This window comes from Hyunsoonleella rubra (genome assembly GCF_042684665.1).
Classification (GTDB): domain Bacteria; phylum Bacteroidota; class Bacteroidia; order Flavobacteriales; family Flavobacteriaceae; genus Jejuia; species Jejuia rubra.
In genome coordinates this window covers 62,353-75,055 of sequence record NZ_JBHULY010000014.1, presented here as the reverse complement: position 1 = coordinate 75,055, position 12,703 = coordinate 62,353, and the positions used below count along the sequence as shown (strand labels likewise).

The window sequence follows — 12,703 nt, the reverse complement described above, 5'->3', positions numbered from 1 at the left end:
TCTATGAAAAATTCAATTTTTATAGGCATCGTTTTGTGCCTATTATTCTCAGGATGTTCCCAAACGGAAGCGGTTAGGAACACGTTTAATGCGACGGAATGCTACGAACAACTGCTAAGATATTCCAACAATGACGATAACCTCAGTTGTCGAGAGCAGGTTAACGAACTAAAAAAGCTCCAAGCCGATTGTGCCGCCTTTGACGATGAAAATTCCTTTCAGGCTTTAATTGACCAACTTGAAGCCACTGAGGATTGTATGGAGGGGAATTAATATTTAACTTGTGATGAAAAACTTTAAAAATGCGGGTGTTTCCACCCGCATTTTTTATTGTGCATTGCGCATAAACTCTTCAACTTTATCTACCATATTTTTACTGCCGCAAATAAACGGTACGCGTTGGTGCAATTCGGTTGGTTCAATATCCATAATTCTTGTGAATCCGTCACTGGCCTTTCCGTTGGCCTGTTCCGCTAAATAGGCCATCGGGTTGCATTCGTATAACAAACGTAATTTGCCATTTGGGTTTCTAGAGCCTTGAGGATATAGGTAAACCCCGCCCTTTATCATATTTCTATGGAAATCGGAAACTAATGACCCAATATATCTTGAAGTATAAGGCCTATCACCATCTTCTTCCTGACAATACTTAATATAATTTTTAATACCTCGCGGGAAATCCAAATAATTGCCCTCATTTACAGAATAAATATTGCCATCCAAAGGAAATTCCATCGACGGATGTGATAAATAAAATGACCCTATTGCAGGGTTTAGCGTAAACCCATTTACACCGTCTCCAGTAGTATATACCAACATGGTTGAGGTGCCGTACACCACGTAACCAGCAGCTACCTGCTCACTCCCTTTTTGCAGAAAATCTTCCAATTGCACTGGAGTTCCAATTGGTGTAACCCTTCTATAAATAGAAAAAATTGTACCAACCGATACATTGACATCAATATTGGATGAGCCGTCCAAGGGGTCAATCAACACCACATATTTATTTTGATGGTTTTCATCCTGACTGTTTATAGTAATAAAATCGTCCTCTTCCTCACTAGCCAGTCCACAAATAATGTTTCTTCGCGTTAAGGTTGAAATAAACTTTTCGTTGGCGTAAACATCCAGTTTTTGCTGGTCCTCACCTTGAATATTGGTGTCTCCCGCAGCACCGATAATATCAACCAGACCAGCCTTATTAACTTCATGGTTTACTACCTTTGCTGCTAGCCTTATTGAATTTAAAAGACTGGATAGTTCTCCAGAGGAATATTTAAATGATGCTTGGTTTTCAATTATAAATTCTCCTAATGTTTGTTTTTTGTTGGACATAGCTAAAGATGTTTAGTGTTATAGTTGTTTGTAAAAATTAAGTAACAAATGGTTTTCATTTTTTGCGTTCTACAAAATAGTAAACTTTTGAACTATATTTGAATTTAATTAATAATTTATGGAAGTATCTATCAGAAATGCCAAGAAAAAAGACATGGCCCAAGTATTTGGATTAATTCAAGAACTGGCTGTTTTTGAAAAAGAACCCAATGCCGTTGAGGTAACAGTTGAAGATTTGGAAAATGACGGTTTTGGCGAAACTCCTCGTTTTCATTGTTTTGTGGCTGAAGTCAATTCAAAAATAGAGGGCATTGCCTTGGTTTATAACCGTTATTCCACTTGGAAAGGAAGGGCAATTCATCTGGAGGACCTCATCGTAAGTGAAGCTATGCGGGGCAAAGGTATTGGCTCTATGCTATTGGATGAAGTCATCAAATACGGGTATCAGCTTGGTGTAAAACGCATCAATTGGGAGGTGCTGGATTGGAACGAACCCGCAATCGCTTTTTACGAAAATAAAGGCGCAAACGTCATGCGCGATTGGGACGTTGTCCAGATGAGTGAAGAAAGCATTAAACAATATATTTCTAAATTAGGGTAGTCCATTGTAAAAGCAAAACAACCCATCAACTAAACAAATAACAGCAAAACGACTCAATAGTAATGCAGGTATTCAAATTTGGGGGAGCCTCCGTAAAAGATGCTGAGGGGGTCAAAAACTTAGCTGAGGTTTTGAAGACTTTGGGTTTTGAAAATACTTTGGTGGTTGTTTCGGCCATGGGCAAAACTACCAATGCCATGGAGGTTGTGGTTAAAAATTATTTTGAAAACAAGACCGAACTTAAAAGCGCATTGCAGGACGTCATTAAATATCACAATGCGATTTTGCTTGATTTGTTTGAAAATGAAAACCATCCCGTATTCATAAAGACCGCTTCCTTTTTTAAGGAATTGGATGGGTTTTTGCGCTCCAACAAGTCCCCAAATTATAATTTTGTGTACGATCAAGTCGTAAGTTATGGCGAACTGGTTTCAACCACAATTATCAGCGAATATCTTATTAATATTGGTATCGGCAACAAATGGATTGACGCCCGAAACCATATAAAGACTGACAATTATTACAGACGCGCCAATGTGAATTGGAATGAAACCCAGCGGAGAATCACAGCGGATTTTAACCTAAAAATTTTAAATATTACCCAAGGATTTTTGGGGAGTGACGCTAACAATTTCACTACCACTTTGGGAAGGGAAGGCAGTGATTATACGGCCGCTATTTATGCCTATTGCCTTAACGCCGTTAATGTTACAATTTGGAAAGATGTCCCAGGGGTATTAAACGCCGATCCACGCTACTTCGAAAACGCTCAACTATTACATCAGATATCGTATGAAGAAGCCATAGAACTGGCTTTTTACGGAGCTTCGGTAATTCACCCTAAAACCTTACAGCCCCTGCAAAGAAAGGAAATCCCACTTTTTGTAAAATCATTTTTAAACCCTGAAAATCAAGGTACCAGAGTGGGAAAGGGCATCACCTTAAAGCCCATCGTACCCTGTTTTATACTAAAGAAAAATCAGGTGTTAATCAAGTTGTCGTCTTTGGATTTTTCATATATCATCCAAGAAAACATCAGTGATATTTTCAAGCTGTTGCACCAATTCAAAATGAAAGTAGATGTGATTCAAAACTCTGCAATTAGTTTTTCGGTCTGCATCGAAAATATCTATGACACCCTAGAACAACTCTTGCAACATTTAAAAGCAAAATTTAGAGTAACTTGTCATACCGGGGTTTCACTCTATACCATAAGACACTACAATGATGATGTTTTAAAGACATTGGAAACGGATAAAACCATTTTACTAAAACAAATGACCCAGGAAACGGTACAATTGGTCGCCAAATCTTAATATTTATTACTTTTACGTCAATGGGGAAACAACAAGATTCGGGATTGGTTAGCGCAAAGGAGGTTGCTAAAGCCATACAATTGGACAAATATGGTTTTATAGGCACGTTTGTTGGCTGGCTTTTGATGAAAGTTCTTAAAATTTCCACCTTAAACAAGATTTATAGGCGCCATAAAAAATTAAATGGCCTTTCGTTCTTGAACGCAATTATTGGTGATTTTCAGATTAAGTTTGAAATCCCGGAGGAGGACCTAAAACGACTGCCGAAAGACGGTGCCTATATAACTGTTTCCAATCATCCGCTTGGGGGTATTGATGGAGTTCTTCTATTAAAATTGATGCTGGAACAACGCGAGGATTTTAAAATTATCGCAAATTTTCTTTTGCATCGTATAGAGCCTTTAAAGCCCTTCATCATGCCTGTAAATCCTTTTGAAGACCGAAAGGATGTAAAGTCCAGCGTTGCAGGCTTTAAAAATGCCATTTTGCATTTGCGAGAAGGGCATCCGCTTGGTATTTTTCCGGCAGGTGAAGTATCCACCTATAGGGATGGAAAATTAGTGGTAGACCGCCCTTGGGAAGAGACCGCTATGAAATTGGTTAAAAAGGCCGAGGTACCAATTGTACCTATATACTTTCACGCCAAAAACAGCAAACTGTTTTATAAGCTTTCCAAAATAAACGATACTTTTAGAACAGCCAAACTGCCTTCGGAGCTGCTGACTCAAAAGCGCCGAACTATCAAAGTCAGGATTGGAAGACCCATTAGTATTGATGACCAAAGGGAGCACGAAAGTCTAGATGATTTCTCAGATTTTATACGACGAAAAACGTATATGCTCTCCAATGCTTTTGAAGAGAAGCCGAAAATTTTAGACAATATTTCCTCCCAGTTAAAAGTGCCAAAACACCCTAAGAACATTGTTACTCCCGTGGATAGTGGTTTAATGTTGAAAGAAGTTGAAGCCCTTAGAAAAAGTGAACGTCTATTGGAAAGCAAAAATTATGAGGTGTTTTTGGCCGAAGCAAGTCAGATACCCCACATTCTCAGGGAAATTGGGCGTTTGCGGGAAATCACTTTTAGAGAGGTTGGCGAAGGCACCAATGAAGCCATCGATTTGGATGCTTTCGACAATTATTACCACCATATGTTTCTTTGGGACAACGAACAGAATATCCTTGCCGGGGCTTACCGAATGGGATTGGGCTCCAAAATTTTCGCAAAATTTGGTATTGAGGGGTTTTATTTGCACGACCTGTTCCGGTTTGAACCGGAGCTTTATAAAATGATGAGCGAATCTATCGAGATGGGGCGTGCTTTTATCATCAAAGAGTACCAACAAAAACCGATGCCACTATTTTTATTATGGAAAGGTATTGTGCACACCACTTTACGCCATCCAGAGCATAATTACCTCATTGGTGGGGTAAGTATCAGCAACCAGTTTTCCAACTTTTCAAAGTCTCTTATGGTGGAGTTTATGAAATCGCATTATTACGATCCCTATATTGCACAATACGTGCGGCCAAAAAAGGAATTTAAAGTAAAATTGAAAGATGCTGATAAAGACTTTGTTTTTGATGAAGCCGAAGCTGATTTAAACAAATTTGATAAATTTATTGATGAAATTGAGCCAGGTGCACTGCGACTGCCCGTTCTTTTAAAAAAGTACATCAAACAAAATGCTAAATTGGTAGCTTTTAATGTGGACCCTCTGTTCAATAATTCGGTGGACGGATTAATGTATATTAAAATTGCTGATTTGCCCGAGAGCACTGTGCGCCCCGTAATGGAAGAATTTCAAGCTGAGTTGGAACGCAAATTGGCGAGCCAGAATGGAGACAGTTAAACTGGTGCACTTTCCCATATTAAAATGTATGCCTTCGAATCTATAAAACACTTTTACCGACCATTACAGCCCTCTGTGGCAAGTGATGGCAAACAGGTCATTTACCAAGAAGTTTTACCAGAGGCATCCTTGCAGCATTTCGTTTATTGTTTTTGGCAATTAAAGACTTCCAAAAAACTGGATGCTCCTTTTGTGTATCGTGTGGTTTCAGACGGTTGTATTGATGTTTTTTTCAATCAGAATGCTACATCTGAAAGTTTTGTAATGGGCTTTTGCCGAAAATATACAGAATTCCCTATTGGAAATGAATTCAACTATGTCGGCATTCGATTTTTGCCATCGGTATTTCCATTGATTTTTAATATTGACGCAAAAGCGTTAAGCAATCAAGATCAAGAATTAAGAGGTATCCTTCCCGATATTGCTCAATCCATTGTAGAAAAGATTCATCCAAATCAAGAGTTTTCCATGGTGGTTAATCAACTGCACCAAATTGTAGCACCATTCATTTTAAATAGAAAATTTGATTTTGACAACCGTTTTTACAAGGCTCTGCATCTTATTTTTAGAACCTCCGGAAACATTGAAACCGAAAATGGCTTGGGCACTGGTTTAAGCCCACGGCAATTGAGACGGCTATTTAACTACTACGTCGGGACCACACCAAAGGCATTCGGGAAAGTCGTTCGGTTTCAACATTTTTTAAATATGAAACCCTCAACCCAAAGTCTAAAATCCCAAAAACTATTTTATGATGTTGGGTTTTATGACCAAGCCCATTTTATTAAAGACTTCAAAACCTTTTATGGAGTAACGCCTACACAAGCTTTAAAATAGGTGGTCCGTTTTTTACAATGTCCTCAACAACTTGGGTTCTAAATTTGTACCAACAAAATATGAGAACTATGAAATGAGCCACATTAACAATTTAACTAAAAATAAGAAATTGTTTTATGGCGAATTCCATCTGACCTTTTAAAAACAATAAATATATACAGATGAAAACAATAATCATTTTAGCATTCACAGTAATCACTGGGATAGCAAACAGTCAAGTTGAACATCAAAAAACAAAAACAATGAAATTAAACGCAGGAATTATCACGGACAAATTAGAGGAAACCAAAACATTTTACACCGAGACCTTAGGTTTTGGGGTGGCTTTTGAAAACGATTTTTACCTATTGATGCATACGCCCGATGGGTCGGCGGAACTCAGCTTTTTAAAGCCGAACCATCCCAGCCAACAGCCCATTTTTAAACCCGCATTCAATGGACAAGGGATTTATATCACTATTGAAGTAGAAAATGTGGATGCATTGTATAAGGAACTCACGGAAAAAGGGGTAGATGTAGCCTTTGAAGTACGAAGCGAACCCTGGGGGGATAGGCATTTCGCCATTGTTGACCCTAATGGCATCGGGATTGATATTGTAACTTACACGCAACCTGAATAAAAATGGAAACAACGATAGCTTTAAAAGGTTCCAAAAACATTGGTGTAACCATAGAAAAAAGACTAAACGAAATAGGTATTTATACCTTAACCGATTTAGCTGAACGCACTCCAGAAAAAGCATATCGGGGTATCGGTAAGAACTACCCTGATAAAACCATTCCAAAGTGCTATTACCTATATTCCCTTAAAGGTGCGCTGCTAGATATAGATTGGAGGAAATTGCCTGAGAACATCAAAAAAGAATTACGTACATAAGAAAAATGCCATAGTATCCAGCTATGGCATTTTTAATTTATAACTGAAATCAAATTTATTTTAAACCAGAAAACACAAACTTCATTTCCGTTGCTATCTGTAAACTCCGTTCTAAATAAATTTCCGTTTGGCGTGGTGTACCGTCAGATTTTTTAGGGTCTTCGTAAGTGATCGCTATGCGCTTATCACAGCCCAAAACCATTGGGCAAGCCTCATCCGCCGACGAACAAGTCATGATCGCTGCAAATTCAGAAGATGGATTAAAACTATGTCCAAATTCTTTTGAAAATGCAATAATAGCCGGTTCGTTTTCGGAGAACTTAATGGCATAAACTGGATTATCACCTTCTGATAATTTATTGATCCTGAAACCTTGGTTGGCCAAAGTCTCCCCAACCTTGGGAAACATCGCCGTAGCCTCTGTTCCTCCAGAATAACAGGACACATGTTTCACTTCAAAATAGTGTGCCATCGTTTGCGCCCAAACCTGGGATAAATGACTTCGTCTTGAGTTGTGGGTACAGATAAAGTTTAATCGGATAGGTGCTTTCTCAGCCACCTTGGCATTGAGATAATCAATTAGAGGTTGCAAAACTTGCTTCCTTTCATCGGAAATAGTCCCAGTATCAAAGGATTCAATAAGATTGGAAATTTTATCAAACGCCATAGTATGCTTCTATTTTATAATTTGCTAACAGCAACCACTATCCGGGGTACAGCATGCCTCTGTTTTTTCCTTAACGGTTTCTGTAACTTCAACCGCCTTTTCTGCAACCCCACATAAGGTCTTTGCTTTGCAATCTGTTTTTTGGACGGCTAATTTAAAAATTAAATGATGGCCCTGTATTTCGAAATCGTTAACAAATAATTGCGCTGTATGAAAAGTTTCGTTGCTGTATTCAAACTTCACCTCCGAATTCAAATCATAAGGCTTCATTTTAGCGACTTTGTTTAATATACCCAAAGCTTTAAGCACAGACATAAATTCTGTTTTGTCCTTTTCTTTCGGGCTTTCCCAAAGCTGAATAATGGTTTCATTCCAGCTATCACTTCTTGCGCCACAATCCACGGCATCAATTTTCATGTGCTTTACTTCCGTGATATGATAATTAGCTCCAACAAATTCTTGTGGGGCATATTCAAATAGTAAGGCTTTATCTTTATTAGCCTCCAAAACTGAAAATAGCTCTTGTGTTTTCATAATTTGATTCTTTTAAAAAGTTCTTTCGGGTTCAACAACAATTAGACTTTGTACTTTCAAAAAATGTGTTCAATTGCTTTTGAAACTCCTGTAGTTGGTCAATATTTATACAATAACAAATACTCTTTCCTTCAAAATTACCTTTTAACAAACCAGCTTTGTTAATGACCTGTAAATGCTGGGAAATAGTCGGTTGAGACAAGCCAATTTCGTCTACAATATCATTGCAAATACAGGACTCCTGCTTGCTGATATACTGCAAAATAGCGATTCGGGCTGGATGTGCGAACACCTTAGCAACCATCGCCATTTGGTTGATCTCTTCGGAATAAATGTCAAGTTTTGATGCGCCCATAGCTTTAAGTTTGAGACAAAGATATACAATATTATAGTAATATTGCAATATTACGATATTAAAATTTTTGTCTATGTAAATTTCCTTCATCCCCAAGTCCTGAAAATTATACTGTTTAAAGATTCATTACCTATGTCAAGATATTGCTAGAAAGCTTGATATCAAATTATAGATTTATACAAAGCATCTGTTCTCAAAAATTCAGTACACAAGGCTATTCTAATTCAAAATCACTTAAAACTGGACTTAAAATCACACCCATAAATAAATCAAAATGGAGTCAAAAATCATTTTAAAATTATTGTTAATGAGATATTGCAATATTACGATAATAAAATAAAAAATAAAGACCAAAAGCAACCACCTTTGGCCTAATTGTATTTTACAATCCCGCAAACCATTTCTGGAAATGTTCTCCCAACAATGGCACAGTTTTCTTCTCTCCACTTAAAGACCCTAGTAAACTAATGACCCATAGAATTAATACAAAAACCCAGGCAATAATATTTACAAAAGGAATGAAACTAGCTACGATTCCCAAAAGCGCAATCCCCAACATCTGACGAATATAAAATGACCCCAATTCCGTTTTATTGCTACCATTCATTATTAACGCAATTATCCACCCAATTAAAGTGATGTGCGCAATAATCGCAACATTTTTCCCATTACTCAAAACCTCCTTGGCATCTTCGGCAAATTCGGAAGCCGTTTCCTTTGCTTCACTAGCAAATTCCTTTGCCTTTTCCTTGGCGTCATCTGCCATTTCTCCGGCTTTGTCCGCCGCTTTTTTGGCACCCTCTTTGGCGTCGCCTAACATATCGTTTAAGTCGTCCCCTAAATTTTTTTCATCTGACATGATTATTAATTTTTTGATTAGAATTTAAAAGTACTAAAAAATATATTTACTACTAACTATATGTGTTTCAAAGTTTAAAAACGTTACGCACTGCTATCGAAACAACATAATCAACCCTCCAATAGCGGTAACAATAATGATAAACTTCCGGTAATTGACATTGGAAATTTGTCGCACCAAAGCTACCCCCAGAAAGAATCCAATCACTACTACAGGTATCAGAGTCATATTTAATACGAGCGTATCCTTTGAAACTGTATGCCATACAAAAAAATGAAAAGGCAATTTAAACACATTGATAATAAAGAATAGCCAGGCCGCCGTACCAATAAATTCATTTTTAGGCAAGCGCATGGCCAGGAAATAAATGTTGGAAATCGGTCCCGCCAAATTCCCAATCATAGTTGTAAAGCCCGCCAAGAAACCCGCAGAATTCGAAAACCATTTATTATGGGGAATCTTATCTGATTTTCGCCGTTCAAAATACAACATAATTCCAATCGACCCTATGATGATTATGGCCATCACCCTTTTAAACACTGCCTCAGAAATGGCATCACCTACCCAAACACCCACTAAAACCCCTATGACCATAGAAGGTAACAGCTTTTTGATAAAGCGCCACTGCGTATGCCGGTTATAATAGCTTACGGCGATAATATCAGCCGAAATCAGCATCGGCAACAAAATTCCGGTGGACGCCTTCTCACCAAACACGAAGGCCAAAATAATGACGATAATAATCCCAATGCCCTTTATTCCAGATTTTGAAAACCCAAGAATAAACACGGCAAAACCAATAGCCGTCCATTGCAGAGCAGATAAATTATAGGATTGAAGAATTTCCGTTACGCCCAAAAAATATTATTTAAAAACATCATCAATAGGTTCCCAAAGCTCAATTTTGTTGCCATCGTTATCTAAAATCCAACCGAATTTACCATATTCATATTCTTCCATTTCTCCCACAACAGTAACGCCTTCTTCCTTTAAAATCTTCAACAGTTCCACCAAATTTTCAACCCGATAATTGAACATAAAATCCTTTTTTGACGGTTCGTAATAGGAGGTACTATCGGAAAATGGGCTCCATTGGGTAGAGCAGTCCTTGCCCTCCTTATTTTTCCACCAAAAGGTGCACCCGTAATCGTCCGTATTGAGGCCCAAATGGGTTCTATACCAGTCTTTTGTAGCCTTCGGATCCTTTGTTTTAAAGAACAATCCGCCAATTCCAGTCACTCTGTTTTTCATTTCAAAATTGTTAATTTATTTTTGGGCGTTACCCTCGATTCACATTCAGAAAGGTCAAAGACAATTCCGTCCTCGGGTCGGGCTATCCGCTATATCTTTTTTATTGGTCATAAGTCAAACGTCATTGCGAATTTAGTGAAGCAATCTCCTAATCCAAATAAATTACTTCGTCGTGCCTCCTCGTAATGACGGCCTATTTGGAAACACAAAAAAGGATGTCGCTTCTATCCCTAACGCGGTCGTCGCGTTTCAATTAATTTTAGACCTTCTTAATAGCACTTTCGTAAATTTCAATCCACTCCTCGCAAATCATTTTCCTAGTGAGTTCGCCAATCAATTCAAAAGGAATGTCATCCAAATGCTTAAAACGAACACAACTTTTCCCCATATCGAGTTTTCGGCTGGAATGTTTCGGAAATTCACCAACAAACCAATCATACAATTCCTTTTTGGCATAAATCCCGCTGTGATACAGGTTTACCGAATTTTTCTGTGACGCAAAACTCATAAACGGTAACGGGGTTTTTGGGTCGCAATGGTATCCCTCGGCGTATACCGAATGAGGTACATAGTAACCAATCATCTTATAAATCATACCCTCCTCAAATCCATCAGGAAGGTTGTTATTAATTACTTGTCTTAGTTTTTTAAGGGTGTCTTGCCGCTCTTTTGGTATTTGTCCGATGTAATCTTCCGGGGAACTGGCGTCGTAATGCATAATTATTTACGTTGAAGGATTAAACCTGAAACTAAAGATATAACAAATCCAATGAGTACCACCGTGAAAAACATTAAAAATGCCATGAAACCCGAACCACCGTAATCCTTCATTTGTTGTGTCAATTCGTTTTTTTTCGCTTGAAATTCTTCTTGTGGCAGGGTGGCTTCCATAGTTTTTAAAGTAGTTTCCAGATATTCATTCGCAAAATCGGGATTAATTATCGTTGTATAAATATAATCGGCCAATCCTACGCCAATACCCACCAAAACGGAAATCAAAAGGCCAATAATGATAGCTTTTCCCAAGGAAACCACTCCTCCATTTACCTTGTCGCGAAAATGTTTTATGCCGAAAAAAATAAACGACAGAGATACTACCATGGTGGCATACCCCAAAATTTCCTGTGTGGAATAGCTTAGACCATCCCCAAAAGTAAGTGCCAAAAGAAAACAAAGTACTCCTGTTAAAAGTCCATAAAGACCATATTTAATGACTGTTTGTTTCATGTTCGATTTTTGATTAATGATGTTTAGATATGCTGGTCAATTAAAATAGTATTGCCATCCGGGTCGGTGAGGACCAAACTTGCTGGGCCTGAGGTATCTTCATCCGCCTCCCTTTCTAATGGAATCCCCTCTGATTTTAAATGTTTTTGAATCGTTCTGACATCGTCATAATCCTTCAAGGTCTGGGCATTTTCGTCCCAACCCGGATTAAACGTAAGGATATTTTGTTCAAACATCCCTTGGAATAAACCCACTAAGGCTTTGTCATTTTTCATAATGAGATAGTTCTGCTTGATGTTGCCTGCAAAAACACTAAAACCCAAACTTTCATAAAACGCTTTTGATTTATGAATGTCTTTCACACTTAAACTGATGGAAAATGCTCCTAATTTCATATGGTTAAAATTTTTATGAATCAATTTGAAACAAAGCTATGCATGAAGCAGAAATGGGGAGTCATACTAAAGTACCAAAATGCGAATACTTTGTTTAAAAATATGAAAATTTAGGCATTCGATGTTATTGTCAATCTGAACTTGTTTCAGATTCTGAAATAAATTCAGAATGACTAATCGAGGTTTTCTATATTATTTGCAAGGTTTTTGCAATCTGTAAGGCCTGCGTACGACGTTTTGCATTCAGCTTTACAAGTAAATTGGACACATGGGTCTTAATCGTACTCTCCGATAGAAAAAGTTTATCCGCAATTTCCTTATTGGACAATCCTTCTGAAATAGCTTGAAGCACTTCGTATTCACGAGTAGTGATTTCAAGTTCCTTTATTTTTTGATGGTTTATTTCCCCAGAATTGGTTGGCGGTTTATAAAGGCTTTTTTTATTGATGTAAATGCCAACCATCAAAAAAACGATCGCAATAATGGCAACAGCAAACTCCGTTTTTAGATTTCCCGAATGAATGGAATAGGTGCTCAATTGAAATAAAAGCACCAAAGCGAGAATCAACCCTGAAAAAACGAGAATGGTTTTTTTCATG

18 protein-coding genes are annotated in these 12,703 nt (G+C 37.8%); 7 read left to right on the top strand and 11 right to left on the bottom strand.

The genetic code is table 11. From position 1 onward, the window contains the following. Positions 1–3 precede the first annotated feature (3 nt). Entirely contained in the window at positions 4–273 is a 270-nt protein-coding gene (locus ACFSR8_RS07920) for a hypothetical protein (RefSeq protein WP_380290792.1), read from the top strand. 54 nt (positions 274–327) lie between these two features. Here ACFSR8_RS07920 and fbp read toward each other — a convergent pair whose 3' ends face one another. Beyond that, complete coding sequence (gene fbp / locus ACFSR8_RS07915) at positions 328–1,335, bottom strand: class 1 fructose-bisphosphatase (RefSeq protein WP_380290790.1); 1,008 nt, start codon at positions 1,333–1,335, stop codon at positions 328–330. Between the two features lie 118 nt (positions 1,336–1,453). Between fbp and ACFSR8_RS07910 the strand changes: the two genes are divergently transcribed. From ACFSR8_RS07910 to ACFSR8_RS07885, 6 genes are all read left to right on the top strand, one after another. Continuing rightward, the gene (locus tag ACFSR8_RS07910; RefSeq protein ID WP_380290788.1) at positions 1,454–1,936 is read left to right on the top strand and encodes a GNAT family N-acetyltransferase; all 483 of its coding nucleotides are present in this window, start codon (positions 1,454–1,456) and stop codon (positions 1,934–1,936) included. Positions 1,937–1,998: 62 nt separating this feature from the next. Beyond that, positions 1,999–3,252, top strand: a complete 1,254-nt coding sequence (locus ACFSR8_RS07905) for an aspartate kinase (protein ID WP_380290786.1) — start codon at positions 1,999–2,001, stop codon at positions 3,250–3,252. 20 nt (positions 3,253–3,272) lie between these two features. Beyond that, complete coding sequence (locus ACFSR8_RS07900) at positions 3,273–5,102, top strand: GNAT family N-acyltransferase (protein ID WP_380290784.1); 1,830 nt, start codon at positions 3,273–3,275, stop codon at positions 5,100–5,102. Positions 5,103–5,126: 24 nt separating this feature from the next. Next, entirely contained in the window at positions 5,127–5,939 is an 813-nt protein-coding gene (locus ACFSR8_RS07895) for an AraC family transcriptional regulator (RefSeq protein WP_380290782.1), read from the top strand. 242 nt (positions 5,940–6,181) lie between these two features. Further along, complete coding sequence (locus ACFSR8_RS07890; protein WP_380290780.1) at positions 6,182–6,559, top strand: VOC family protein; 378 nt, start codon at positions 6,182–6,184, stop codon at positions 6,557–6,559. 2 nt (positions 6,560–6,561) lie between these two features. Then, the gene (locus tag ACFSR8_RS07885) at positions 6,562–6,816 is read left to right on the top strand and encodes a TfoX/Sxy family DNA transformation protein (RefSeq protein ID WP_380290778.1); all 255 of its coding nucleotides are present in this window, start codon (positions 6,562–6,564) and stop codon (positions 6,814–6,816) included. 55 nt (positions 6,817–6,871) lie between these two features. On the opposite strand, the gene ACFSR8_RS07880 is transcribed toward ACFSR8_RS07885, so the two are convergent. The 10 genes from ACFSR8_RS07880 to ACFSR8_RS07835 form a co-directional block, all read right to left on the bottom strand. Then, positions 6,872–7,483: an arsenate-mycothiol transferase ArsC gene (locus ACFSR8_RS07880; protein WP_380290776.1), complete on the bottom strand. Its 612-nt coding sequence runs from the start codon at positions 7,481–7,483 to the stop codon at positions 6,872–6,874. 24 nt (positions 7,484–7,507) lie between these two features. Then, the gene (locus tag ACFSR8_RS07875) at positions 7,508–8,017 is read right to left on the bottom strand and encodes a DUF6428 family protein (RefSeq protein WP_380290774.1); all 510 of its coding nucleotides are present in this window, start codon (positions 8,015–8,017) and stop codon (positions 7,508–7,510) included. 31 nt (positions 8,018–8,048) lie between these two features. After that, positions 8,049–8,372 carry an ArsR/SmtB family transcription factor gene (locus ACFSR8_RS07870; RefSeq protein WP_380290772.1) on the bottom strand — a complete coding sequence of 108 codons (324 nt, stop codon included), beginning with the start codon at positions 8,370–8,372 and terminating at the stop codon, positions 8,049–8,051. Between the two features lie 382 nt (positions 8,373–8,754). Next, complete coding sequence (locus tag ACFSR8_RS07865) at positions 8,755–9,231, bottom strand: YtxH domain-containing protein (RefSeq protein WP_380290770.1); 477 nt, start codon at positions 9,229–9,231, stop codon at positions 8,755–8,757. A 93-nt stretch (positions 9,232–9,324) separates the two neighbouring features. Next, positions 9,325–10,089: a sulfite exporter TauE/SafE family protein gene (locus ACFSR8_RS07860; RefSeq protein WP_380290768.1), complete on the bottom strand. Its 765-nt coding sequence runs from the start codon at positions 10,087–10,089 to the stop codon at positions 9,325–9,327. Between the two features lie 6 nt (positions 10,090–10,095). Continuing rightward, positions 10,096–10,482 (bottom strand): VOC family protein, encoded by a 387-nt coding sequence (locus ACFSR8_RS07855; RefSeq protein WP_380290766.1) that lies wholly within the window; start codon positions 10,480–10,482, stop codon positions 10,096–10,098. Positions 10,483–10,741: 259 nt separating this feature from the next. After that, positions 10,742–11,200: a DUF1801 domain-containing protein gene (locus ACFSR8_RS07850; RefSeq protein WP_380290765.1), complete on the bottom strand. Its 459-nt coding sequence runs from the start codon at positions 11,198–11,200 to the stop codon at positions 10,742–10,744. Between the two features lie 2 nt (positions 11,201–11,202). Then, the gene (locus ACFSR8_RS07845; protein ID WP_380290763.1) at positions 11,203–11,709 is read right to left on the bottom strand and encodes a DUF4199 domain-containing protein; all 507 of its coding nucleotides are present in this window, start codon (positions 11,707–11,709) and stop codon (positions 11,203–11,205) included. A gap of 23 nt (positions 11,710–11,732) precedes the next feature. After that, complete coding sequence (locus tag ACFSR8_RS07840; RefSeq protein WP_380290761.1) at positions 11,733–12,104, bottom strand: VOC family protein; 372 nt, start codon at positions 12,102–12,104, stop codon at positions 11,733–11,735. Positions 12,105–12,291: 187 nt separating this feature from the next. Continuing rightward, on the bottom strand, positions 12,292–12,702 hold the full coding sequence (locus ACFSR8_RS07835) for a response regulator transcription factor (protein WP_380290759.1): 411 nt from the start codon (positions 12,700–12,702) through the stop codon (positions 12,292–12,294). Position 12,703 lies beyond the last annotated feature (1 nt).